The sequence below is a fragment of the Clostridium sp. 1001283B150210_160208_E6 genome, from assembly GCF_015669365.1.
In the GTDB taxonomy this organism is placed as follows: Bacteria; Bacillota; Clostridia; order Clostridiales; family Clostridiaceae; genus Clostridium; species Clostridium paraputrificum.
Window position 1 is genome coordinate 1 of the sequence record NZ_JADPAA010000017.1, and the last position, 25,100, is coordinate 25,100.

The following is a 25,100-nucleotide window of genomic DNA, read 5'->3' on the forward strand; positions in this document are numbered from 1 at the left end:
TTGATGCGTGGTATGCCTAAAGTTCGTACGGAATTTTTATTAATGGCTTTTGGATATAATGTTAACAAATTACATAGTAAAACTCTTCAAAAACGTAACGGGAAGCTGCTTCACAAGCAGCAAGCTTCTTAATTAGTGCAATATAGTAATAATTTGGATAATTTTAAAATTGTCCTTATTTTCTTATGCTTAAAAATAAAAAAACTGGAAATAAGTACATATAAAGTTATGAATAAAATTTAAAATTATAAAAATAAGGCTATATCAGCCTAAGGTAAAAACCTTAATCTGATACAGCCCCTTAATTTATTTGAGAGAGAAAAACCACTCATTTTTTATGAGTGGTTTTGATTTGCAATGTTTAAAACTTCTTCATAGATTATATTTAACGCCGTTTCTAATCTAGTCTTATTAATTCTTGCAACGCTAATTCTTATACTATTATCAAAGTTATTAGAGTCATAAAAACTTTCTATATTTGATTTTATATGTACATTTCTATTACGAAGATTTTCTATTAGTTTATTACAATTTATTTTAGGTGAAAGTTTTAGGGTAGAGTAATATCCTGAGCTTGCTCCAATGAGCTTAATTAATTCCGAATCCCATTTCTTTGTAATTTTTCTTATTAATTTTAGTTTGTTATTAACTGTAGTTGATATGGCAAGTGTATGTTTATCATAAAGTGAACTTTTAATATAGCTTTCTAAGGTCGCTTGAGAAACAAGAGATGGCATATAGTATGAGTAATAGTATGAGTAGCCTATTCCTTCATTATAAGCATCAATTAATTCATCAGGAATAATTGCAACACCTATTCTTATATATGGAATACATTTTGTATAGCTTTTTAAATAAATGCAATTTTTAAAATTAGAGTAATAGTAAATTGGGGAATATCTTGAAAGATTACAGGAATCTGCAAAATAGTCATCTTCTACTATAAATACGTTATACTTATGTGCCAAATTAATTATAGCCTGTACTTGTTTATTACTATAGTGCGTTCCTAGAGGATTATGATTTCTAGGTGCTGTATAGAAAAATTTTATTTCATCATTCTTAAAAATTTGTTCAAGTTCATTTAAGTCAATTCCATTTTCATCTCTTTTTATAGTTTTTACCTTTTTGTTTTCAAACTTTAAATATCTAATAAAAAAAGAATAGGATGGTTCTTCGATAAGAATTGTATCATTACCATTTGGAAAAGGCATTTGAGAAAGTACGGTTAGAACTTGTAGTATTCCCTGGGCAAGATAGATATTCTTTGTATCACAGTAAACATGTTGCTTTGCAAGATGATCCGGAAGAATTTTACCTAAAGATGGAGAACCAGCAAGGCTAAGTTCTAATGAACTATTACTATACAATTCGATTGCAGTATTTAAACAATGCTTTATTTCTTGTATTGGAATTGAATTAATTGTTGGATTACCTGAAGAAAGATCATATATAGATGAGTTTTCATCACCTTCTCTTATCATACTATCAACAACATAAAATCCACTTTGAGGAAAGGAATAAACAAGATGTTCTTTACAAAGGGAATCATATGCTTTAATAATTGTTCCTTTACTACAATTATATTTTTTACAAAGGGAGTTAATTGAGGGAAGTTTTCCTCCACTAGGAACTTTATTTTCTATAATTAATTTTTTTATATCTTTAGCTATTTTTATATAAAGATTCATTGTCGACTCCAGAAAAAACTAAAAAAGTACTTAAAATCATTATATATAGAAAGTATGAAAATGTATACACTTCTCTGCAACTATACTAGTACAGTTGTGCTTTCATATCATTGAAAACCTTTTATTTATGTCTTATCATAACAAATATAAGATGGAAAAAAGGAGGAAAATATGGATAAGTTAAAAGTTGTTACAATAGGTGGGGGATCAAGTTATACTCCTGAATTAGTAGAAGGTTTTATAAAAAGATATAGTGAATTTCCTTTAACTGAACTTTGGTTAGTTGATATAGAAGAAGGAAAAGAAAAACTTGAAATAGTTAGTAATTTAGCAAGACGTATGGTAGCTAAGGCTGGATTACCAATAAAGATATATGACACTCTTGATAGAAGAGAAGCACTTAAGGATGCAGATTTTGTTACAACTCAATTAAGAGTAGGAACAATGAAAGCAAGAATAAAGGACGAAAGAATTCCTTTATCTCATGGAGTAATTGGACAAGAAACAAATGGTGCAGGTGGATTATTCAAAGCCTTAAGAACTATACCAGTAATTTTAGATATTATAAGGGATGTTGAAGAGCTTTGTCCAAATGCATGGATTATAAATTTTGCAAATCCAGCAGGAATAATTACAGAGGCGGTTTTAAACTATACAAGTTTTAATAGATTCTTAGGATTGTGTAATGTTCCTATAAATATGAAGTTTGGAGTTGCAGATTTGTTAAAAGTAGAAAGAGATAGGGTTGAGGTTGACTTTGCTGGCTTAAATCATATGGTTTACGGATTAAAGGCGAAGTTAGACGGAGTAGATGTTACTGAGGAAGTGGTTGAAAGATTAGCAGAGTCTTCAATGACAATGCAAAACATAAAAGACCTTCCATTTAATGCTGATTTTATACGAGCGTTAGGAATAATTCCGTGCCCATATCACAAGTACTACTATAAGACAAAGGATATGTTAGAAAGTGAGTTAGAAGAGTTTAAAGAAGGTAAGGTTAGAGGCCAAGTTGTAGAAGCATTAGAAGCTGACTTATTTGAATTATATAAAGATGAAACATTAGATGTAAAACCACCTCAATTAGAACAAAGAGGAGGAGCATATTACAGTGATGCAGCATGTAATTTAATTAGCTCAATATATAATGACAAGCATGACATTCAGGTTGTTAATACAAGAAATAATGGTACTATAAAGAATTTTAAAGATAATAATGCAATTGAAGTAAGTTGCGTAATAACTAAAAATGGTGCAAGGCCAATGTCAGTTGGATATTTACCAGAGGGGATAAGTGGACTAGTTTCACAAATTAAAGATTTTGAAGTATTAGCTGCTAGAGCAGCAGTTAATTCAAGCTACAGAGATGCATTAAAAGCTCTTTGTATAAATCCATTAATACCTTCAGATGATCTTGCAAAGGTAATTTTGGATGAAATGTTGGAAGCTCATAAGGAGCATTTAGGGGACTTTAAATAGTCATTAGACACAAATGTGTTTGATTAAATAAATAAGAAAGAGGGGATGGAAATGAACACTTTACTAAACAAATTTTCTAATTGGTTGGAAAAGGCAATTCTACCTGTTGCCGAAGTATTAGGTCGTCAAAGACATTTAGGGGCTTTAAGAGACGGTATTATTACTCTTATGCCAGTTACTATGGTAGGAGCTATTGTTGTATTATTAAAAGACGTTATTTTGACAGCGGATTCTTTAGCGGGAACAAAGCTAAATAGTATTACTTTTTATGCTGAAGTCATTCAACCAGTATTAGATAAGACTATACTTCCTGTTCTTAATCAAATGTGGTGGGGAACATTAGCACTAGGTATCATCTTTACTGTTTTTACCATTTCGTATAATTTGGCAGGGTTCTATAATGTGGATAAATTATCTGCAGGTGTAATAGCGACAGTATCTTATCTTATTTTAACACCACAAGCAGTTGAGGGAGCACCATGGGGGACACTTTCCTGGACATATTTTAACTCAGAAGCTATGTTTACTGGTATTATAGTTGCATTTTTATCTACAGAAATATTTAGATGGGTAGTACAAAAGGGATGGACTTTTAAGATGCCACCACAAGTTCCACCAGCAGTTTCTAAAGCGTTCTCAGCTATAATTCCAGCGGCAGTTGTATTTACTGTATTTGGTATAATAGCTGCAATATTCTTAGTTGGAGTAGGTACACCAGTTAAGGAGTTTATAAATCAAACTATACAAAGACCATTAACAAGCTTAGGACAATCTCCAGTTACAATAATTGTTTTAACATTAGTATCACAACTTTTATGGTTCTTTGGATTACATGGATCAAATATTGTAGGACCAGTATTGGATACATTATATAGCCCAGCGTTACAAGCTAACTCAGAAGCTATTTTAATTCATAATACAGAGCCAATTCATGCAATTACAAGAAATATAATAGACATATATGGAATGCATGGTGGATCAGGTTCAACTTTAGGATTAGTAATTGCTTTAATGATCTTTTCAAAGAGACAGGAGCATAAAGAATTAACTAAATTAGTTTTAGCACCATCAGTATTCCAAATTAACGAACCAGTTATTTATGGATTACCTATAGTGTTAGATCCAATTTTCTGTATACCATTCATATTAGTACCAACTATATCAGTATTTGTTGGTTGGTTCTTTACGGCCATAGTACCTATAGCAGGATATGTTTATATAGCGCAACCATGGGTTACACCTCCAGTTATTAGTGCATTTGTAGCCACAGGAGGAAGCATTGGAGCAACAGCAATAGCAGCATGTACATTTATATTTGCAATAATTGCTTATGCACCATTCGTAATGTTAGCTAATAAACAAAGAGTAGAAGAGCAATAAAAATTAAAACTACAGTCTATCTAGATTTTATAGGTAGACTGTAAATTGATTTATAAAAGGAGTAGAAATATGGGCAGATACCTAGGAATCGATGTTGGTGGAACAGAAATAAAGTATGGAATTTTTGATGAAAATGGTAATGAGTTCATAGAAGAAAGTGGTTCATTAAAAAGTGTTAGGGATGATCTAGATAAAATAATTGATATATTATCAAGAATAATAAAAAGTGCTAAAGAAATTGATGGGGTAGGTATTAGTATTCCAGGTGGAGTCGATAATGAAAATGGAGTTATTATTGAAGGGGGGGCAATACCTGTTTTAGCAGGAGTTGATCTTATTGGAATACTTAATGAAAAAACGGGATTTAATGTTGCGATTGAGAATGATGCCAATTGTGTTGTACTAGCGGAAAAGTGGATAGGTAACGGAAAGGATTGTTCAAGTTTTGTATGTATGACAATAGGGACTGGAATTGGTGGAGGAATGTTTATAAATAATAAAATCCATGTGGGAAAAAACTTTTTTGCAGGAGAATTTGGGTATATAATAATAGAGGAATTTGAAGATTATAATAATATACCTACATTAAGTTTTTCTTCTGCTACAGAACCTTTATTAAAGCAGGTAGCTTTAGCTAAGGAAATGAAATTTGAAGATATAAATGGTTTGAAAGTATTTGAAATGATAGAGAATGGGGATGAAGTTGTAATAGAGGCTTATAGAAAATGGCTAAGAAAACTTTGTATAGGAATAAATAATGTTGGATTTTCAATTGATCCAGAAAAATTCTTAATAGGTGGAGGCGTAAGCGGTGCTCCAAGACTTATACCAGATATTAAAGAAGAGTTAAGAAAAATTAATCCATATACAGAAAGTTGGAAGATAGAAACATGTAAGCACTTTAATTCATCAGGAAAAATAGGAGCTGTATATAATTATTTAGTTAGGAATGATTTAGTATGAGGTTAATAGTAAATGCTGATGATTTTGGTATATCAAAAGCGATTAATTTAGGGATAATTGAAGCATATAATGAGGGAATTGTAAAATCTACTACTTTAATGTGCAACATGGAAGCTGTAGATCATGCAATTAAATTAGCAAATGAAAATCCAGGGATAGGGGTTGGAATACACTTTGTTTTAACTGCTGGAAAACCTTTAGCTCAGGGAGTAGATTCATTAGTGGATGAAAAAGGGAACTTTCTAAAGAGTGAAGGAATTGAAGAAAAAGCAAAAAAAGATGATATAAGAAAAGAATTAGAGTGTCAGTTTAATAAATTTTTATCTTATGGAATAAAGCCAACACATATAGATACTCATCATCATGTTCATAGAATAGAGAAAGTTTTTGAAGTGGTTAAAGAAATTGCTATTAAAAATAATTTGCCAGTTAGATTAATGGGTGAAACTTATGATAGCATGTATGAAGGAATAAAATCCACAAGTAAGTTTAGTGAATCATTTTATGAAAAAGAAATGATTACTGAAGATAACTTAATTAGATTACTAGAAGAATATAAAGATTTTGAAACAGTTGAGCTTATGTCTCATCCAGGATATTTGGATCAAAATATATTAAATAGAACTTCATACTCAATAGAAAGAACTATTGAATTGGAGACATTAGTAAGTAGAAAAGTAAAAGAATATATTAAAGAAAACAATATAGAGCTAATAAGTTTTAGCCAATTATAGATAGGAGTATGCAAATACTCCTATCTTTTTAGTATTTCCTGGGAAATTATTACGAATAAGTTACAAAAAAATAAAAAAGTTAATGTAAAATGGTATGAATTAAAGTATAATTGAAGGTAATAAGGATTATTTTGTCAAGGAAGGCGTTTAAATATGGAAAAGAGAAGAGTTTTGAAGTTTGTTGCAGCAGCATCTGCTGTTACAGGTGGAGTTACTTTAACAGGAAATGTTGTAAGTGCATCACCGTTACCAAGTGATAACAATACTAATGGACAAGCTATTTTAAGTAATCAAAGAAGTAGAGAAAAAGGACAAGTAAATAGTGATGTTACTTTAAACTTAAGAGTTAGATCTGATGCAAATACATCATCATCTATTTTAGGTTACTTAAAGGCAGGAGATACTTTTGAGATAACAGGAGAAAAGGGAAATTGGTACAAGATTAACTTTAATGGAAAGAGTGGATATGTATCAAAGGATTACACTCATAAAGTATCTAATTCTAATAGTAGTACAGCCACATCTAAGGGAAAGGCAGTAAATTTAGGAAATTCTACTTTAAGAATAAGACAATCAGCAAGTACATCTTCTGCTATTTTAGGAAGTCTTAGAGAGGGAGAAACATTTGATATAATAGCTAAAAGTGGACAATGGTACAATATTAAAACAGCAGGAATAGTTGGATTTATCCATGGAGATTATGTACAAGTTATAGAAAATAATACACCAACTACGCCAACAAATCCGTCACCTGGAGTAACAGTTACAAAAGGACAAGTTTATGGAGTAGAAGGAAGTAACTTAAGAGTTAGAACAGCACCAAGCTTAAGTGCATCTACTTTTGGATATCTTCTAAATGGAGAAGAGGTTGAAATAACTGGAGAGAGTGGAAATTGGTATGCTATTAAGTATAAAGGTGAAACCGGTTATTGCTCTAAGGATTATGTAAAGAAAATTGGTAATAGCACATCAGATAATAATTCAAATTCAAATGGTTCTACTAGCACAACACCAAGTACACCAAACACACCAACTACTTTTAAAGGTGAAGTAATAAATGCAGATGCTGGGTTAAGAGTAAGAGCAGGAGCATCAACTAGTTCATCAATACTAGGACATATTTATACTGGTTATAAAGTAGATGTTATAGGTGAAAGCGGAAGTTGGTATAAAATAAATTATAATGGTAAAGAAGCTTATGTAAGTAAGGATTACATAAAGAAGGTTACAGATAATAATTCAAATGATAATAGCAACAATAACAACAGTGGTTCCCAAGTTACATCTAAAAAGGGAGAAGTAATAAATGCAAGTGCTGGATTAAGAGTAAGGTCAGAAGCAAATACTAATTCTTCAATACTTGGATACCTTTATACAGGAGACAAAGTAGATATAACAGGTGAAAGTGGAAACTGGTATAAGATAAATTACAATGGAAAGACAGCTTACGTAAGTAAGGAATATGTTAAAGAAGTTAGCGAAGGAAATTCTAATTCAGGTGAAAGCGATTCACCAGTAATCGAAAATAAAAGAGGTAAAGTGTATAATACTGGAGGGTCAGGCTTAACTGTAAGAACTGAAGCTACTTCAAGTTCTTTAGCATTAGGATATCTACTTGAAGGTCAAGTTGTTGAGATAACTGGAACATCAGGAGAGTGGTATAAAATTATCTTTAATGGTAAGCCAGGATATGTGAGCTCAAAATATATAAAGATAATTGAAGATTTAACTGATGATGAAAGTACTTCAATTTATGAAAAAGCTTTTGCAGCTATGAAGGCTCAACTAGGTAGTCCATATGTATGGGGAGGATCAGGAGAGTATTTAACAACATCGTCATTAAACTCTTTAAAAGCGAAATTCCCTAATGAAACTGCTAAAGGGTGGTATGTAAGAGCTGAAAGATATGTAGATAAGGGTTATAGAGCATTTGATTGTTCAGGTCTTATGCAATGGGGATTTAGACAAGCTGGTGTTGTAATAGGAAGAACTACCTGGGCTCAAATAGGTGAAGGAAGAGAAGTATCTTTAAGTGACATAAAGCCAGGAGATTTACTTTTCTATTCAAGCTTAGATCACGTTGGTATGTATATAGGGGATGGTAAGTGGATAGAATCTCCAAATACAAATGCCGATGTAAGAATAGTTGATGTACCATGGAGTAGAGTAACAAGAGCAAGAAGAATAATTGAATAATGAACTTTCATTAGATAGTTTTATAATAAGTAAGAGGAATCGTTTTGAGATTTCTCTTTCTTTTTTATAAGCTATTAAAAAGTGAATTTTGGTAAATATATAAATAAAGAAGTTGAGAATTTAGTTTGTACTATATAATCTAATTGAGTGTATGAAATAGTATAAATATATAAGGAGTGATTTCAATGAATAAATTAGAAGATTTTATAAATAAGTTAAGTGGTACATTTAATAATGATAGCCACATAAATAAAGAGTAAGTGATTGGAGAAGTTAAACATCCAAAGGCAAAGCATATAAATGGTGTTTGTAATAATAAGATAGAGAATTTACCAAATGATTTTAATGGGTACTTTGTTATTGAAGAAAGTTATTATGAGCAAGGAAAGTTTAAAAATATTTTACTACATCTATGATATATAAAGAAAAGGATGGAGCGTATGAAGGAATAAGTGTTAGTAATTTCACACCAGAAACTGAGTTTACTTTAAAAGAAAAAGTAGAAGATGATAAAATGTATGTTAGTGAAGTATTTAGAAAGAATGGTAAAATAACTTTTGGATTTGAGGATCCTATAATATATGAAAAAGTAAAATGAAAAAGTTTTGCAAGAATATCTTGATGATAAAAATAAATAAGAATGAGCCTAGATTAAATAATGATTAGGGTTCATTCTTATTTATTTGAAAAGCCATATATAATTAAGATGTATATATAAATAGTTTTCTTATAATAATCATATTATTAAATAATTATAATTATTATATATTAAAGCAATAAAAAAGGATGGTATGATGGAAGATAAGAAAAAGAGTTTTTTGAACTATTTTAATGAAGATTCACCTAATTTCATAGTTGAGTATAGAGGAAATTTTAAGGAAGAAATAGATAGAATTAATTATGGATGTGGTGATGAAATTACAAAAAATATAGGGGTAGTATCTACTGCCTATGAAAACATAGAACGGTTAAAAAAGGATGTACCATCAATTATTTTTATAGAAATAAGAGCCCCATATGTACTACAAGAGATGGCTCCTAATGATATAGAAGGAGTTGTTGAAATTAAGAGGAATCCTTATTTGGGATTAAGGGGTAGTGGAGTTTTAATAGGTATAGTTGATACTGGAATAGATTATTTAAATAATGAATTTATTAGGGAAGATGGAAGCACAAGAGTATTGAGTATATGGGATCAGAGTATTCAGGAAGAAAAAAGTGAAGAAGTTTTTATAGGAAGAACATTTTCTAATAAAGATATAAATAGTGCACTTACCCTTTTTCGAAGCGGGGGAGATCCGTATAGTATAGTTCCAAGTAGGGATAATATTGGTCATGGAACTAAGGTTGCTAGCATAATAGGTGCTAGAGGATATGACGAAGAAGTAGAAGGAATAGCACCTGATTGTGATTATGTTGTAGTAAAGCTTTTTGAATCTTTAAATTATAGAAAAATGTTACTAGAAAATGGAGTTGAATATAAGCCAATATACAATGAATCTGAAATATTAGCAGGAATAGAATATCTAAAGAATTATTCAGTTAACTCAAAAAGACCTATGGTAATTTGTATACCATTAGGAACTACAGAAGGTTCACATGATGGGAATAACTTGTTATCTAGATATATAACTTCTGTTGGAAATATAAGAGGAATCGTAATTGTAGCTGGAGTTGGAAATGAAGGGGCATCAAGCTCGCACGTATCTGCCAATTTAATTAACGTAGGTGATATTAAGGAATTTGAACTAAAGATTCCTAAAGAGATTAAAACTTTATCTATTAGCGCGTGGATTAGAAAACCCAATAAAGCATCAATAAATATTATTTCGCCAACAGGAGAAACCTCAAGATTTATAGATCCTAAGATTGGTAAAAAGGAGAAGGTAAAATTCATTTTTACTAATACAACGTTAGAAGTATATCATTTTGTTCCAGAACGTTTCACAGGACATCAATTAGTTATAATATATTTTAATAGTGTAAAAGCAGGATTATGGAAGTTACAATTTAAAGGTGAATATGTTATTGATGGAAGAATAGATATTTGGTTACCACCTAAAGATATATTACCTCAAGGAACTGAATTCTTAACACCAGACCCATATATAACATTAACTATTCCATCTACAGCAAGAAAGGTTGTTACACCAAGTTTTTATAATAGTATAGATGATACTATTATATCTGAATCAGGAAGAGGTTTTAATAGTAATAATTTATTGAACCCTGATATTGCTGCACCAGGTATAAATATTAGAGCAATATCAGTTGGAGGTAAAAAGACAACATTGTCTGGAAGTTCGGCAGCAACTGCTTTAACTAGTGGAGTTTGTGCATTATTACTTCAATGGGGAATTATAGAGGAAAATGATAAGACAATGTATTCAACAAAGGTAAGGACATACTTGATGTACGGCGCGGATAGAAGTTTAAATATTGAGTATCCAAGCAGGGAAATTGGATTTGGAAAGTTGAATTTGTTAGGAACATTTAATTTTATTAGTGGAGCTTATACAAGTAATAGCAATAGAAGTAGTAATGGAGAAAAAGAATTTTATATAGGAAATCTATTTATAAGGCTACCATGAGTTAAGAGGTGATTAAGATAGGAAATATATATAGTACGCCTAAAAATGTTTTCAATAATGATAGTTATTTAAATATTGTGGTTCAGTATCAGGGTGATATAGTTGAAGAGATTTCAAAAAATCCAGATTATTACGTAACTATTATAAACGATAAATACGCAATATTATCTTTCAAATCAGATGGAAATAACAATATAGAAAAAATAAAATTTGATTCAATTGTTTATATGAAAGAGCCTGAATTTTATACATTACAAAGTATATCCCCTATTGATGCAGCTCAAATACGTTCATTTCAGATTTCTCAACCATTGAATTTAACTGGCAAGGGGATATTAGTGGGAATTGTAGATACGGGCATAGATTATCTATCTGAAGAGTTTATGGATGAGTATGGTAGAACGAGATTGCATTGTATTTGGGACCAAACTATCAAGTCAGAGAAAGAAGATACTAGAATCCCCAGTGGAACTGTTTACTTTTCTGATAAAATTAATGAAGCAATTAATCTTTGGAGGAATGGAGGAGACCCTTATGAAATAGTACCAAGTAAAGATGAAGTTGGACATGGTACTTCTATGAGTAGTATTATTGCTGCAAGAGGTAGTAAACATAGGCTAAAAGGAGTGGTTCCTGAGTGTAATTTAGCAGTTGTAAAGCTTGCAGAAGATAAAATAGCTGAAAAGAAATTTAAAACTGATGTACCTGTATATAATATAACTTCATTATTTACTGCCATACAGTATTTATACGATCATGCTCAAAATGAAAAAATGCCATTAGTACTATATTTGCCATTAGGGACTAATTCGGGAAATCATAAGGGAAATGGGGTTCTAGAAGAATTTATTGAAGATATGTCAATGAATAGAGGAGTTGTATTTGTAACTGGTGTTGGAAATGAAGGCTCAGAAAGAGGACATGTGTCTGGAAAATTATCATATTCGGGAGAAAAAACTTCTATTCAATTAGAGGTAACTGAAGATATGGATTTTTTATCAGTAGAGTTTTGGATAGATTCACCTAATATAATGACAATTGAAGTTATTTCGCCATCAGGAGAAAATACTGGTATAACACCGTCAATTATAAATTCTAAAGATTATTATACATTTATTTTTGAAAATACATCTATAGCAGTTAAATATTATATCCCAGAAGAGTTATCAGGAGATGAATTAATAAGTGTCAAGTTTAAAAATATAAAAAAGGGTATATGGTTATTTAGGTTAACTGGTCAATTTATAACCGATGGAATATACAATGGATGGCTTTTACAAAGTGGAATTATTAATTCCAAAGCTTTTTTTAATCCTTCTGACCCATATGGAACAATTATGAATCCTGCAGCATCAAAGTATATTGTAACAGCAGCAGTTTATAATCAAAATAATAATAATTTAGTAAGTTTTTCAGGAGTCGCTAATAAGTATGATTATATTGACAGAATAGATTTAGCAGCAGGCGGTATTAGTACTTTAGCTTTATATCCTGGTGGAAAAGAGATATATGTAAGTGGTAGCAGTGTTGCTGCAGCAGTGTTAGCTGGAGCATGTGCATTGTTGTTAGAATGGGGAATAATAGAGGGAAATGATCCATATATATATTCTCAGACTATAAAAACTTATATAATTAGAGGAGCATCAAAGAGACCAGGTGATATTTATCCTAACCCACAATTAGGATATGGATTATTAAATCTTATAGGTATATTTCAGAATATGACTTAAGTTTTAGTAATATATTATTTAAATCAAAAGGAAGTTGTATTATTTACAACTTCCTTTTTAAATCTAAATTGTTTGTATTAAACAGCGAATATTCCGAAGAATCCTCCAACGATACCAATTAAAAGTAGAAGACCTATACAAGCAACAGGGCTCCATTTTCTCTTTTTAACTAAATAGTATAACATTAATGTTAATGCTAATGGAATTATTTTTGGTAATACACCATCTAATATATTTTGAATATTGATTGGAGAATCACCATTTGCTATTTCTATTGCTAATGATGTAGCACCATAGTTAGAAGTTAAAGCACCAACTATGAATACACCTAACATAGAAGCAGAACGAGTAAATTCTTTAGCGTTCTTAGTTAATATATCAATTGCCTTAGAACCTAAGTTGTAAGACCAATGCATTAACCAATACCTGGCTATAAATTGAACTACGTTAAATATTAATAAGAATAGTATTGGACCAGCTAAAGATCCACCTATTGCCATATTAGCAGTAATACCAGCTGTAATTGGAACTAGTGTATACCAGAAGATAGCATCTCCTATACCACCTAAAGGCCCCATTGCAGCAACACGGACAGCACGAATAGTAGCTGTATCAGCCTTTTGTTGCTCTAATGATAATATAATACCCATAACGAAAGTAACTAAGAATGGGTGAGTATTAAAGAATTCTAAGTTATGTGTCATTGACTTAGAAAGGTCATCCTTGTTAGTATGGATTTTCTCTAATCCAGGTAATATACCATATAACCATCCACCAGCTTGCATTCTTTCGTAGTTGAATGAAGCTTGCAAGAATAATGAACGCCAAACCATCTTATTAAGCGTTTTCTTATCAAGCTTTGGAGCAGGAGTCAAATCTTTATATAATGTGTTATTAGATTCCATCTTCGTCATCGCCTCCTCTTACAGATATTTCACCAGCAGTAGTTTTGATTTTTACATTAGTTTGGAAGTCATAAACAGCTACAGCTATACCGATAAATGCTACTAGTAATAATGCTGAACCAGCTAATGATTCTATGCTACCTATGATAGTTGCAAGTGCAAATCCACCAAAGTAAATTCCCCATAGGTCTTTAGATAACATGATACGTAAAAGAATTGCAAATCCAACGTAACGCATCATTCCACCAGCAGCACTAAGTCCATCCATGAACCAAGAGTATTTATCTGATAAGTTTGATAATGTATTACCTAATGCACTACCGCCTAATAAACCAGCTACAACAACAACAGCAAAGAATAATCCTAATGCAGCCATTGCACCGTAGTTTAATTTTTCAATACCCTTTGTATCAGCGTTTTCAGCATATTTATCTGCTTTTGACATTAATGGTGACATTAATGTGAATACGAAAGTAACACAATATTGTCCTATTAAAGAGAATGGAACAGCTAGTCCAACAGCGGCAGCTGGTTCTAACTTAGATGAAATGGCAAATATAACAGCCATTATTCCTCCGATAACTGCATTTGGTGGTTGAGCACCTCCAACTGGCATGTTACCGATTGTCATTAATTGATAAGTACCACCTACAATAAGTCCTGTTTGTAAATCTCCAAGTATTGCACCGATAACAGCACCAGATACAATTGGTTGATATAATGATTCCAAGAAGTTGAATTGGTCAATACCTGCTATAAAAGCAAATAATGCAACCAGAAGAATTTGTACAACATTAAAATCCATATGACATTCTCCTTTCTAAATTTATTTAAATATCTTTTCGATATTTTCAGAGCTTTCAGTAGGAACTCTTCTAATTTCAAGTTCTACTCCTAATTCTTTTAATTTTCTAAATGCTTCTACATCTTTGTCATCTACAGCAACAGATCCAGCAACTTGTCTCTTTCCTTGAGCCATATGCATATTGCCAATGTTAACTTTTTTTATTGGAACTCCGCCTTCAACTAAAGTTAGAACATCAGAAGGAGTTTCACATACAATAAAAATAAGTTGTTTAGCACTAGCTTTATGGATTGTGCTTATTGTTTTTTCTAGTGTCCAGTAACGAGTTGCAGCATAGGCTGGAGCAGCCATATCCATTAACCCTTGTCTAAGCTTGTCCCCAGCTACAACATCATTGGCTACTAAAATTAAGTTCGCTCCAATAGAACCACACCATTGTGTTGCAACTTGTCCGTGAATTAATCTGTTATCGATTCTTGTTAAAATAATATTTGGCATCCTTTCACCTCCCTTGAGTAGTTTGTAAAAAGTTATCTACTCTTTGATAATAATTATAGGAGAAAAATTAAAAGGAATCTTTACACTTTTTGGTATATATTTTACTTTTTTTAGTAACGTTTACAAATTTGATGTTTGGAAGTGTAATAGTATAAAAGTGTATGAAAAGTTGAGAAAATTATATTTTGTAATAAAATATAATGTGTTAACATAAGAATGAATAGTTAAAAAATATAAAGTTTGTAGTTTTTAGGAATATGCTAGTAAGAGAAATTTAAAACTTATGTTGGGGAAGTATGGGAATTTATTAAAGAATATTTTAGATATATTTAATAGAGAGGTGATTTATTATGTATAATAAAACATCAAGTCCTCAATTTAGAAAGTATGGTTCTATTTATGATGAGACTAAAAATGTACAAAGTGATGACTTAATACGGAAAAAGATTGTGACAAGTGATAGGGTAATTTCTAGCTTATATAATTTTTCTGAACCAGTATATATTGAAGTGATAGAGGGAATAGCATCAATATTAATAAGTGATTCAAGTAATGGGGAATTTAAGCTTTTTGCAATTCATAGAAATTTAGAGATAAAAGCAAATATGTTTTTTAACATAATTCCTTTAACAGAACAAACTACATTTAACTTGGGGATACATTCCAACTATAATCTTAATATTGAGTTTTTAAATCCACCATATGTTTATAATAGGATTTTATCAACAATAAATATTCCTGAAATTATAGCTTACTATTATACTATTAAGAGCCCAAATTATAAGTTTAAGGGGGAGAGTCATAATGTATATGAGCTTACTTTTGTTGATAATGGTACATTAGATACATCAATTGATAATGTGGATTATACTTTGAATCCCTATGATTTAATAATTTATGGTAAGAACCAATTTCATACACAAACAGTAAATAGTGATTCATCATGTTCTTATTTAACTGTTATGTTTAATATGGAATGCGAAGATGATAGCCTAATTTGTAATAAAGTGTTTCATTGTAGAAAGGAGCTTTATAAAGCTATAAGAGTTTTTTCAAAAAATATATCATCCACCATACCATATTCAGAGAATTTAATTTTAAGTAATTTTCATGAGATAATTATTAGGTTATTCCAATACGATTATTTAGGAGAGGAACAGTCCAAGCTACCTACTGAAGTGCAGCAGCATTTTCAGGATGAGTTATTAGAAGGAATAGTAGATTATATTAACAAGATGGTTTGTGAGCCAATCACAGTAGAGGAACTTTGTAGCAAGTTTTCAGTATCAAGATCTTCCTTGCAAACATTGTTTAAAAATAATTTAGATACATCTCCTAAAAAATATATTAATGATTTAAAATTATCAAAGAGTAAACAATTAATAAAAGAAAATAAATATACTATTAGTGAAATAGCATTTATGCTAGGTTTTAATTCAATACACTATTTTTCTAGAGCTTTTACACAGCATTATGAAATGAGTCCTAGTGAATATGCACAAACAGTGTTTAAATAGTATATAAAGTTATTTATACCTAAAGAATGAAAAATAAAATTACATGAACTTGTTTTTTGGCTTATATGCATTTGCAAAAGCTAGAAGACGCTGAAAAAAATCGACGGCTTTACAGTCGTCGATTTTTTATACAGTACCTTGAATTGCATACCTAGATACTGTTATTATTACATTTTTAGCAACTTCAACTTCAACAGTTTCTTTTCCTACCCTAACTAATTTTCCATAAACCCCACCACAGAACATTACCTTCATTCCAGGTTTTAAATCTACATGAAGATCGTTAAGTTCTGAACGTCTTTTCTTTACATTTTTTGCTGATATAAAGAATAGTATTAGAGCAGCAATACCAGCTAATACAGCAATAGTTATACAAGTCCAAGCAACAACTTCCCAGTTTATCATTACTAAATCCCACCTTCACAATCAATATCTTCATGAACTATAAACTCAAATTTTACAACCCCAGATTTACCAACTTCTAGAGCTGTTTCGGATAAAGAAGATAAGTCATCTATAATATCTTTTGTCATAGAAATTTCAAGAGCCATAGGTAGGTTTGTCCCACCTACTACTTCCATTGGCTTTTCTATTTTTGTTTTTAGTTCAACTAAAGTTTTAAATGGTGAACCTCCAGCTAAATCACTAAGAGCTAGAATGCTATCACAGTTATCTAAGTTTTTTAAAGCATTACAGTACTTTTCCATTAAACTTTCAGTTGAATCTGTTTCTATAAAATCAACATATTCGATGTTGGAAGCCTCTCCAGCTATTAATTTTAATGATGTACGAAGACCAGATGCAAAATTCCCATGACCGCTAATTATTAATCCTACCATAAAATCCTCTCCTATACTAAATTATACTTTAGTTTATATCCATATACTAAATGCAAGTATATGGATATAAAGTAACACCTTTAACTACACGATTTACTTCTCCTGATGGACAAGGGTTGTCTGGAGTCAATCCAATAGATAAAGATTTTAATACTGATAATGTTTGAGCAAATGTAATATAAGCTAATCCTAGTTCAGCATTATTTACATGAGATTTAATATTGTAAGGAATTATGTAATCAGCTAAGAAAGCTAATTCATCAGAAGGATTGTTAGATACTATAACTAACTCATTGTTCTTTCTTTGATTACTTATTTCTTTTATTAAATCTAATTCATATTTATAAGTATGTTTATCATCACTTACATATACAACTGTTAATGTCGAATCATTGATTATAGATTTTGGTCCGTGTCTAAAGCCCAACGGAGTATCGAATACTGCAACTGTTTTTCCAGCAGTTAATTCAAGCATCTTTAATGATGATTCTTGAGATATTCCCTTTAAGGTATTGCTTCCTAAGTAAACTATTCTTTCAAAATTATATTCATCTACTATTCTTTTAGCTACTTCATATCCGCTATTTAAGAACTTTTCAACAGATGAACAGATATCATTTATTACTGTTGTTTTTTCGTTTAATTTATCAAGATTAAAACAAAGATATGCAGCTAAGTACATATTAGAAAAACTTGATGTCATAGCAAAAGATTGATCATGTGTTTCATCAGTAAGATTTATTGCATAGCAATTATCTAGTTCTTCTGCCATTTTTGATAGGGCACCATTTTTATTACAAGTAATAAATAAGTTATAAAGGTTTTTACAAACAGCACCAGCAGCTTGTACTGCACCTATGGATTCTGGTGAATTACCTGAACGACCAAAGCTTATTAATAAAGTTGGCTTATTTTTTGATAAATAATTTTCTGGTGATGCAACTATGTCAGTTGTTCCATAAGATTTTACTTTATAATTTAGTTCCTTATTTAAATAAGGATACAATGAATTCCCAATAAATTCGCTGGTACCTGCACCAGTTAATATAATATCGAAGTCATCACATTTAATAACTTGATCTATAAAAGCTTTTATTGAGTCTTTACTTTCTGTAATTTGAGATAATGTTTTTTTCCATGTCTTAGGTTGTTGATAAATTTCATTTAATGTACTAGTTGAAGAAGTTTGATTCATTTCTTCCTCAGTGATATTGAAAATGTTCATATACATCCCCCTTTTTATTTTGAATATAGATTTGTTAATTTTAATTATAGTTGAGAGTTTTTTTTATACAATGCAAGTACTGAAAGATATAATATGTATGCTAAAAAGTGCAAATATTCAAGGAATAAACCTAGGTATAATAAAGGTAAAGTGGGATAAGGAGGGAATAGTATGTTAATACAAAGTAAAAGGGTTTGGATAGCAGATCAATTTATTCCAGCTCAAATTGAAATTGATGATAATAAAATAACGGATATTTATAACTACAATGAAAAAGCTGGGGCTTTTGATTATGGAGATAAAAGAATTCTGCCAGGTTTTATAGATATCCATTGTCATGGAGCATATGGATTTGATACTAATGATGCTAATGCTCAAGGGCTTAGAAAGTGGACAAAAGGGATAGTAAGTGAAGGGGTAACTTCCATACTACCTACAACAATAACCCAAAGTAAAGAAGTTCTTACTAATGCTTTAGCTAATGTGGCAAAAGTTGTAGAAGAGGGGTATGAAGGGGCAGAAATATTAGGAATACATTTTGAGGGACCATACCTTGATATGGAATATAAGGGAGCTCAACCAAAGGAGTATATTGCCAAGCCTACAATTAAGGAATTTCAATATTATCAAAAGGTGGCAAAAGGATTAATAAAATATGTAACTTTAGCTCCAGAAATAGATGATGAACATGAATTAACAGAGTACTTATTTAAAAATGGAGTAGTAGTTAGTATGGGGCATTCAGCAGCTACATATGAAGAGGCAATAATGGGATTTGCACATGGTGCAAGATCTCAAACACATGTATATAACGGCATGACTCCATTTAATCACAGAAAGAATGGATTGGTTGGAGCAGCCTATAGAGTTAAGGGAATGTATGGAGAAGTAATTTGTGATGGAAATCACTCAACTGTAGCAGCATTATATAATTTCTTTAATGCTAAGGGGCCAGATTACGGAATTATGATTACTGATGCTTTAATGGCAAAAGGATTTGAGCCAGGTACTAAGTTTATATTTGGTGGAAATGAAATTGAAATATACGAGGATGGTAGTGCTCATTTAGTTGAGACAAAGGGGTTAGCTGGTTCAACATTAAGAATGAATGAAGGTCTTAGAATATTAGTTGAAGAGGCTATGGTTCCTTTTAATTATGCTATTAATGCATGCACAATTAATCCTGCAAAATGTTTAGGTATAGATATGCATAAGGGAAGAATTGGTGTTGGGTATGATAGTGATCTAGTGGTGCTTAATGATGATTACTCAGTACATCAAACATATTGTCTTGGAAAGGTGATGTTGTAATGAGAAAGAACACATCTAGTTTAGCTGGTCCTAATATTTATTTAGATAGATATGGAAATGCTGTTTATTACAACATTTTTAATAAGAGAGCCTATCTTATAGATAAGGATAGTGAACAAAAATTTAGGCTGATTTATTATAGATATTCCCTAATTGTTATTATTCTTGTTTTATTAGGAGATTATTTTAAGTCATTAGAAAACACTCTTTTAGTAGGTATTGGAGCAGTAGTATTAAGCGAGATATATTTCAGAGCCTATTTCCTTAATAAATTAAAGGTAGTAAAAAACTTTAATAAAGAAAATAAGACTTCTAAGTTATATCAAATAATAAACAGCAAAGAAAAAGATAAGGCTGTTATGAAGGCATGTGCATATGTGCTTTTTGGAATTCTTATTGTTATAAATGCAATACAACAAAATTTCAATTTTATATTTATAGCTTTAAGCGCATTAGTTGCAATATATAGTGTGTATTCAGCAGTAATTAATATGATTGCTTTTTCAAAGATGAAAAAGTTATAGGTTTGGAAGGAGATTTATTATGGAATTAACTACAACAAAAAAGATTTTAAAAGAAGCTCAAGATGGGCATTATGCAATAGGAGCATTTAATGTTGAAAATATGGAAATGGTAATGGCAGTTATTAGTGCAGCTGAGGAAATGAACGCTCCAGTTATTATGCAAACTACTCCATCTACAGTAAAGTATGCAGGACTTGATTATTTCTTAGCAAATGTTAAGGTGGCAGCTAGCAAAGCAAAGGTGCCAGTAGTTATGCACCTGGATCATGGATCAAGCTTTGAACTAGCATCACAAGCTTATAGAGCAGGATATACTTCAATTATGATAGATGGGTCACATAGTGACTTTGAAAGTAATATAGAGGTTTCGAAGGCTGTTGTTGATATGTGCAAACCTTCAGGTATAGCAGTAGAAGCTGAGCTTGGTAAAGTAGGAGGAAAAGAAGATGACTTAGATGGTGGTGATGGTGATGCATATACAGACCCACTTCAAGCTAAGGAATTTGTTGAAAGAACAGGAGTTGATTCACTAGCAGTTGCAATAGGTACTGCTCATGGAATGTATAAGGGTGAACCTCACCTAGATTTAGATCGATTATCGGAAATAAGAAAAGTTGTATCAGTTCCACTTGTATTACATGGTGGATCAGGAATTCCAGATGAAAAGGTACAAGAATCTATTAGAAGAGGAATTTGTAAGGTTAATTATGCAACAGAACTTAGAATAGCTTTTACAAATGGAGTTAATAAATATCTTGCAGAAAAACCTGATACAATAGACCCTAAAAAATATAATAAGGCTGGAATGGAAGAAGTCAAAGCTTTTGTAAAAGAAAAAATAAGAGTATGTGGCTGTGAGAATAAAGCATAGACAGATATTAATTAAGCCTCTAATAATAATTTATATATATTTTTTTAGTAGGTTATTAGGCCGAACTTATTAGAAAGAATTAAGGAAAGAAATTCATTTGTAGTTTCTTTCCTTTTATTTTGCTTATTTACGGTTTTATCTATAGTAATTATGAGTTAGATTTTACATTTTCATTAATAAGTTTCATAAAATTATTTGGAGTTACAATTCTAACCCTGGGATTTTGGCTTAATTTATTAATCACATCATTAACGTTATCCATAGTATTACTCCATACATGAACGTAAACAAAGGAGTAGGAGTTAGGGTTTTTTATGTCTGTGTATCCTAAGTTAATTCTTTTATTTATATTATCAATAAGGTTGTTTTCACTTTCTAACCCCCACCAAAGCAAATCACGGCAAGATACTATGGGCTTATTATTAGACCATACTATCTTACCTTCATAGCTATTATTTTTATAGTAGTTGAGATATAAAAGTCCATGGATATTATCATGGGAGGTGTATTTATCCCATACATTTGTTTTATATAAAGCTTCATCATCTAGTATAAGAACATAATTTTGATCCACATTTTTCATATATTCACTTAGTATATTGGTATAGCTATCCAATTTATTTATAGGAAATTTACTAGGATACATATATCCGTTACCAGATGGTGAGGTTACAAAGTTATCAAAATATTTAGAGGAATTTGCACTATCATAATACTTATGGAAAACTGTGGGTGCTAAGTAATAAAGTGATTTGTTTATAGACCAACCTAAATTAAAATCTCCTCTATAATTAGAACCAAACCAATTTTTTGCACTATAATTACTTCCCAGCATCCATTGCTGATTATCACCATCAGACATAATAAATGTAACATAATGAACTCCATCTTCCCCTTTAAAGTTAGCGTCTTGCCTTTGCTTTTGTGGGGTAGAAGGATAAGAGCTTAGCACAGAAAGATTATAAGACCAATCAGCAGCAGTTACATCTATCCCATACTTAGAAGCTATGGTTACATTGGTATGTTCATCAGGTCCCCAACCTAAGCAGTGACTATTATCATCCATAGATTTAAAAATTGATTCTCTAAATGATGAGTCATTTATATTATCCTCATAAAAAACTAGTGATTTTGATGTTATAGCATAATCCCTTAGGGCCATAGGTTTATCAGGGGATATTTCTATAACTGTAGAATGATTTAATCCTGAATCCCAAAGGGTATTGAATGCCCAATATTTATCTGTATTCCTGCAGTCTTTAACTAATTTTGTTAAGCCTTGTTCCTTTACCATCTCTTCTATAGCTTCATCAATAGCAAGGGAGTTTTTTAATGAAGCAAGGGAGCAGGCGTTATTTATAGACGGAGGATTGAAGGTTGTGTATAAAATATACCCATCTACATATGATTTAAAAGTTTTTAATAACTTCCAAGGATTTTTTATTACTTTGTATTTAACATTGTAGTTTTTCTTTAAATCCTCAAGCCATAATTTGTAATCAGGTTCAGAATCACTAAGTATATAAATTTGTTCGTTGGATTTAGAAGAAACTATTCCTTGAAGAGTAGTAATCATTGTTTGTTCTGCCTTAGTCATATCATTTTCAGAAATGACATAAAGTTTTTTTGGTATAACTGAATTTTTAATATAAGAACCAGAGTTATCTATAATAGAGTGGTTAAAGGTTTGTATATAGGGATTAAATTTATAGTGAATAGGTCCAATAAAGTAGATTAGTGCTAAAAGAATAGCAGAAAATATTTTTAGATATTTTTTCATATGTAAACACATCCTATGATAAAGATTTATATTTATTAGGATTAGTTACTTAGAGATAAGATATTCATCGGTAAAAAAATTGTTAAAATTTATTGAGTTTTTTCTAGAATAATGATAATATTCATTTGTAATTAAAATTTAATAGGCAAATTTAGGGAAACCTAAAGACGCAAAGCTATAGGGACTAAGGTTAATAACTATGTCAGCCAGTTGCCAAAGAGTACATTATACTTTTTGTTTCTAAGATTAATTAGTATCAATGCTTTTATTTGTTATGCAAGAATACTTATTTATGAGGATAATATAGAGCTACTCTTTTAGAGTAGCTTTTTTTAATGTACTTCTGAGGGGGATAATAATCAGGAGGGGAACAAATGAATAAAAGAAAAATTGCAGCCATAATGGCCGCGGCAGTAATCCTTAATTTCTCAGCACCGTCAATACAGGTTTTAGCTGATGAAATATCAAGTAATTTAACTTTAACTGAAGGGGTTCAATCTACGAAAGCAAACGTAAGTAAATTTGAATTACTAAATAGTAGTAATATAACTGCTTATGATGAAGCGTTCAAAATGGATAACTCAAATATTGAGTCTATAACTCCTAATGGAGGTAACTATAATAGTGCTTCTGCTGCTAATAATGCTATAGATGGAGATTTTAACACTCATTGGGAAACAGGAAAACAAAATACTTCTGAATTTACAAATGAAGTAGTATTTAAGTTTAAAGAATTAACAGATTTAAACAGAATAGTGTATGCAGCAAGACAATCTTCAGCTAAAGGTAAGGGGTTTGCTAAAGAGATTGAAATCTATGGATCAATTACGGATGAAGAGGATGATTTCAGATTAATAAGTAGCGGTGAATACACAGGTTCTACTGGAGATGTAGTAGAAATTAGATTTAATAAAACAACATTTAAAAGAATAAAATTTATATTTAAAGAAGCGGACCAAAACTGGGCTTCAGCATCAGAATTTATGTTCTATAAAGAAGATAAATTAAGGGATAAAATGAAGACTTTATTTACTGATGATACAATGAGTAAAGTTAATGAAGAGTTTAATACTATAGAAAAGATAAGTGCTTTAGAAGAAGAGGCAAAAAAACATCCTCTTTATAGTATTTTTAAAGAAGATATAGAAAATGCAAAAATACTTTTAGAGCAAAATAAAATTGAACCTTCAACTGTAAAGGTTTCAAGGTTAGAAGCCTATCATAATGGAAAAGATGCTGAGTATAGTGAAGTTTATAGAATGCCTAATTCTAATATAGTTAATGTAAGTGCAAATGGAGGAGTTTATCCAACTACTAAGCTAGAATATATGTTAGATGATAATCCAGATACACATTGGGAAACAAGAACTAATAATACTGAAGATTTTACAAATGAAGTAATATTCACATTGGACAAACCAGAAGTTTTAAATAGAATTGCATTTTTAGCAAGAGATAATAGAAAGGGATTCCCAGAAAAGTTTGAAATATACGCTTCAGAAACAACAAAGGGTGATACTTTCCAATTGGTAGCAACAGGAAGTGCGCAAAGTACAAATGATTTCTTGGAATTTAAATTTCAACCAACTAAATTTAAAAGAATAAAATTTAAATTTGTAAAAGCTTATATAGATAGACCGTTTGTAGCTGAGTTTAGATTTTATAAAGAAGATAGAGTAAGTGACAAGATAGCAAATTTATTTACTGATGCTACAATGAGTAAAGTTAGTGAGGAGTTTAATACAGTAGAAAAGTTAGAAGCTTTAGAAAATGAAGTTAAAGATCATCCACTTTATGAAGAATTTAAAGAAGATATAGAAAATGCTAAAATACTTTTACAAGAAAATAAAATTGAGGCAACAACGGCAATTACAACAAGATTTGAAGATTATTCTAACAACGAATATTCAAATTTATTTAAGATGAATAATAGCAATATAAAAGGAATCAAAAATAATGGAAGGCATTATGATTCACAAGTAATAGCTAATGCTATAGACGGTAATTTAGATACCTATTGGGAAACAAACACATATAATTCAAATGAGTTTACAAATGAAGTTG

22 protein-coding genes and 1 riboswitch are annotated in these 25,100 nt (G+C 30.7%); of the genes, 14 read left to right on the forward strand and 8 right to left on the reverse strand.

What is annotated here, in order from left to right; genetic code table 11:
- Positions 1–335: 335 nt before the first annotated feature.
- Positions 336–1,691: a PLP-dependent aminotransferase family protein gene (locus I4V16_RS14650; protein ID WP_195617594.1), complete on the reverse strand. Its 1,356-nt coding sequence runs from the start codon at positions 1,689–1,691 to the stop codon at positions 336–338.
- A gap of 171 nt (positions 1,692–1,862) precedes the next feature.
- Between I4V16_RS14650 and I4V16_RS14655 the strand changes: the two genes are divergently transcribed.
- From I4V16_RS14655 to I4V16_RS14690, 9 genes are all read left to right on the forward strand, one after another.
- Positions 1,863–3,167, forward strand: coding sequence for a 6-phospho-beta-glucosidase (locus I4V16_RS14655; protein WP_049180094.1), 1,305 nt, complete (start codon positions 1,863–1,865; stop codon positions 3,165–3,167).
- Positions 3,168–3,218: 51 nt separating this feature from the next.
- Positions 3,219–4,547 (forward strand): PTS transporter subunit EIIC, encoded by a 1,329-nt coding sequence (locus I4V16_RS14660; protein WP_195617593.1) that lies wholly within the window; start codon positions 3,219–3,221, stop codon positions 4,545–4,547.
- A 69-nt stretch (positions 4,548–4,616) separates the two neighbouring features.
- Positions 4,617–5,510 (forward strand): ROK family protein, encoded by an 894-nt coding sequence (locus I4V16_RS14665; protein ID WP_049180096.1) that lies wholly within the window; start codon positions 4,617–4,619, stop codon positions 5,508–5,510.
- On the forward strand, positions 5,507–6,244 hold the full coding sequence (gene chbG, locus I4V16_RS14670; RefSeq protein WP_195617592.1) for a chitin disaccharide deacetylase: 738 nt from the start codon (positions 5,507–5,509) through the stop codon (positions 6,242–6,244). Before I4V16_RS14665 ends, chbG begins: the two co-directional genes overlap by 4 nt.
- A 153-nt stretch (positions 6,245–6,397) precedes the next feature.
- On the forward strand, positions 6,398–8,440 hold the full coding sequence (locus I4V16_RS14675; RefSeq protein WP_049180098.1) for an SH3 domain-containing protein: 2,043 nt from the start codon (positions 6,398–6,400) through the stop codon (positions 8,438–8,440).
- Positions 8,441–8,700: 260 nt separating this feature from the next.
- Positions 8,701–8,856 (forward strand): hypothetical protein, encoded by a 156-nt coding sequence (locus I4V16_RS17510; protein ID WP_242979715.1) that lies wholly within the window; start codon positions 8,701–8,703, stop codon positions 8,854–8,856.
- Complete coding sequence (locus I4V16_RS17515) at positions 8,853–9,038, forward strand: hypothetical protein (protein WP_242979714.1); 186 nt, start codon at positions 8,853–8,855, stop codon at positions 9,036–9,038. Before I4V16_RS17510 ends, I4V16_RS17515 begins: the two co-directional genes overlap by 4 nt.
- 196 nt (positions 9,039–9,234) lie before the next feature.
- Complete coding sequence (locus I4V16_RS14685) at positions 9,235–11,031, forward strand: S8 family peptidase (RefSeq protein WP_099328829.1); 1,797 nt, start codon at positions 9,235–9,237, stop codon at positions 11,029–11,031.
- Between the two features lie 8 nt (positions 11,032–11,039).
- Positions 11,040–12,761 carry a S8 family peptidase gene (locus I4V16_RS14690; RefSeq protein WP_242974213.1) on the forward strand — a complete coding sequence of 574 codons (1,722 nt, stop codon included), beginning with the start codon at positions 11,040–11,042 and terminating at the stop codon, positions 12,759–12,761.
- A 77-nt stretch (positions 12,762–12,838) separates the two neighbouring features.
- Here the strand turns inward: I4V16_RS14690 and I4V16_RS14695 are convergent, their stop codons facing one another.
- From I4V16_RS14695 to agaV, 3 genes are read right to left on the reverse strand one after another with little or no spacing between them, the layout of a single operon-like run.
- Positions 12,839–13,666, reverse strand: coding sequence for a PTS system mannose/fructose/sorbose family transporter subunit IID (locus I4V16_RS14695; RefSeq protein WP_080351898.1), 828 nt, complete (start codon positions 13,664–13,666; stop codon positions 12,839–12,841).
- Complete coding sequence (locus I4V16_RS14700; protein ID WP_049180101.1) at positions 13,656–14,471, reverse strand: PTS sugar transporter subunit IIC; 816 nt, start codon at positions 14,469–14,471, stop codon at positions 13,656–13,658. Before I4V16_RS14700 ends, I4V16_RS14695 begins: the two co-directional genes overlap by 11 nt.
- Before the next feature lie 21 nt (positions 14,472–14,492).
- On the reverse strand, positions 14,493–14,969 hold the full coding sequence (gene agaV, locus I4V16_RS14705; protein ID WP_049180102.1) for a PTS N-acetylgalactosamine transporter subunit IIB: 477 nt from the start codon (positions 14,967–14,969) through the stop codon (positions 14,493–14,495).
- A 350-nt stretch (positions 14,970–15,319) separates the two neighbouring features.
- On the opposite strand from agaV, the gene I4V16_RS14710 reads away from it, so the two are divergent.
- The gene (locus I4V16_RS14710) at positions 15,320–16,486 is read left to right on the forward strand and encodes an AraC family transcriptional regulator (protein ID WP_049180103.1); all 1,167 of its coding nucleotides are present in this window, start codon (positions 15,320–15,322) and stop codon (positions 16,484–16,486) included.
- A 126-nt stretch (positions 16,487–16,612) separates the two neighbouring features.
- On the opposite strand, the gene yajC is transcribed toward I4V16_RS14710, so the two are convergent.
- The 3 genes from yajC to I4V16_RS14725 are packed head-to-tail and all read right to left on the reverse strand — an operon-like array spanning position 16,613 to position 18,550.
- Positions 16,613–16,891 carry a preprotein translocase subunit YajC gene (gene yajC, locus I4V16_RS14715; RefSeq protein WP_049180104.1) on the reverse strand — a complete coding sequence of 93 codons (279 nt, stop codon included), beginning with the start codon at positions 16,889–16,891 and terminating at the stop codon, positions 16,613–16,615.
- Positions 16,892–16,893: 2 nt separating this feature from the next.
- The gene (gene agaF, locus I4V16_RS14720) at positions 16,894–17,325 is read right to left on the reverse strand and encodes a PTS galactosamine/N-acetylgalactosamine transporter subunit IIA (RefSeq protein ID WP_049180105.1); all 432 of its coding nucleotides are present in this window, start codon (positions 17,323–17,325) and stop codon (positions 16,894–16,896) included.
- 46 nt (positions 17,326–17,371) lie between these two features.
- Positions 17,372–18,550 carry an SIS domain-containing protein gene (locus tag I4V16_RS14725; RefSeq protein ID WP_080351899.1) on the reverse strand — a complete coding sequence of 393 codons (1,179 nt, stop codon included), beginning with the start codon at positions 18,548–18,550 and terminating at the stop codon, positions 17,372–17,374.
- A 171-nt stretch (positions 18,551–18,721) separates the two neighbouring features.
- Here I4V16_RS14725 and nagA point away from each other — a divergent pair, with 171 nt between their 5' ends.
- From nagA to gatY, 3 genes are read left to right on the forward strand one after another with little or no spacing between them, the layout of a single operon-like run.
- Complete coding sequence (gene nagA / locus I4V16_RS14730) at positions 18,722–19,861, forward strand: N-acetylglucosamine-6-phosphate deacetylase (protein ID WP_049180106.1); 1,140 nt, start codon at positions 18,722–18,724, stop codon at positions 19,859–19,861.
- Positions 19,861–20,385, forward strand: a complete 525-nt coding sequence (locus I4V16_RS14735; RefSeq protein ID WP_049180107.1) for a hypothetical protein — start codon at positions 19,861–19,863, stop codon at positions 20,383–20,385. The genes nagA and I4V16_RS14735 overlap by 1 nt, the downstream gene beginning before the upstream one ends.
- Before the next feature lie 19 nt (positions 20,386–20,404).
- Positions 20,405–21,256, forward strand: a complete 852-nt coding sequence (gene gatY / locus I4V16_RS14740) for a tagatose-bisphosphate aldolase subunit GatY (protein WP_049180108.1) — start codon at positions 20,405–20,407, stop codon at positions 21,254–21,256.
- Positions 21,257–21,404: 148 nt separating this feature from the next.
- On the opposite strand, the gene I4V16_RS14745 is transcribed toward gatY, so the two are convergent.
- Entirely contained in the window at positions 21,405–23,036 is a 1,632-nt protein-coding gene (locus I4V16_RS14745) for a GxGYxYP domain-containing protein (protein WP_195616781.1), read from the reverse strand.
- Positions 23,037–23,170: 134 nt separating this feature from the next.
- Positions 23,171–23,254, forward strand: a riboswitch (cyclic di-GMP riboswitch).
- A gap of 156 nt (positions 23,255–23,410) precedes the next feature.
- Here I4V16_RS14745 and I4V16_RS14750 point away from each other — a divergent pair.
- A partial coding sequence (locus I4V16_RS14750) for a discoidin domain-containing protein (protein ID WP_195966919.1) occupies positions 23,411–25,100 on the forward strand: 1,690 nt, incomplete at its 3' end.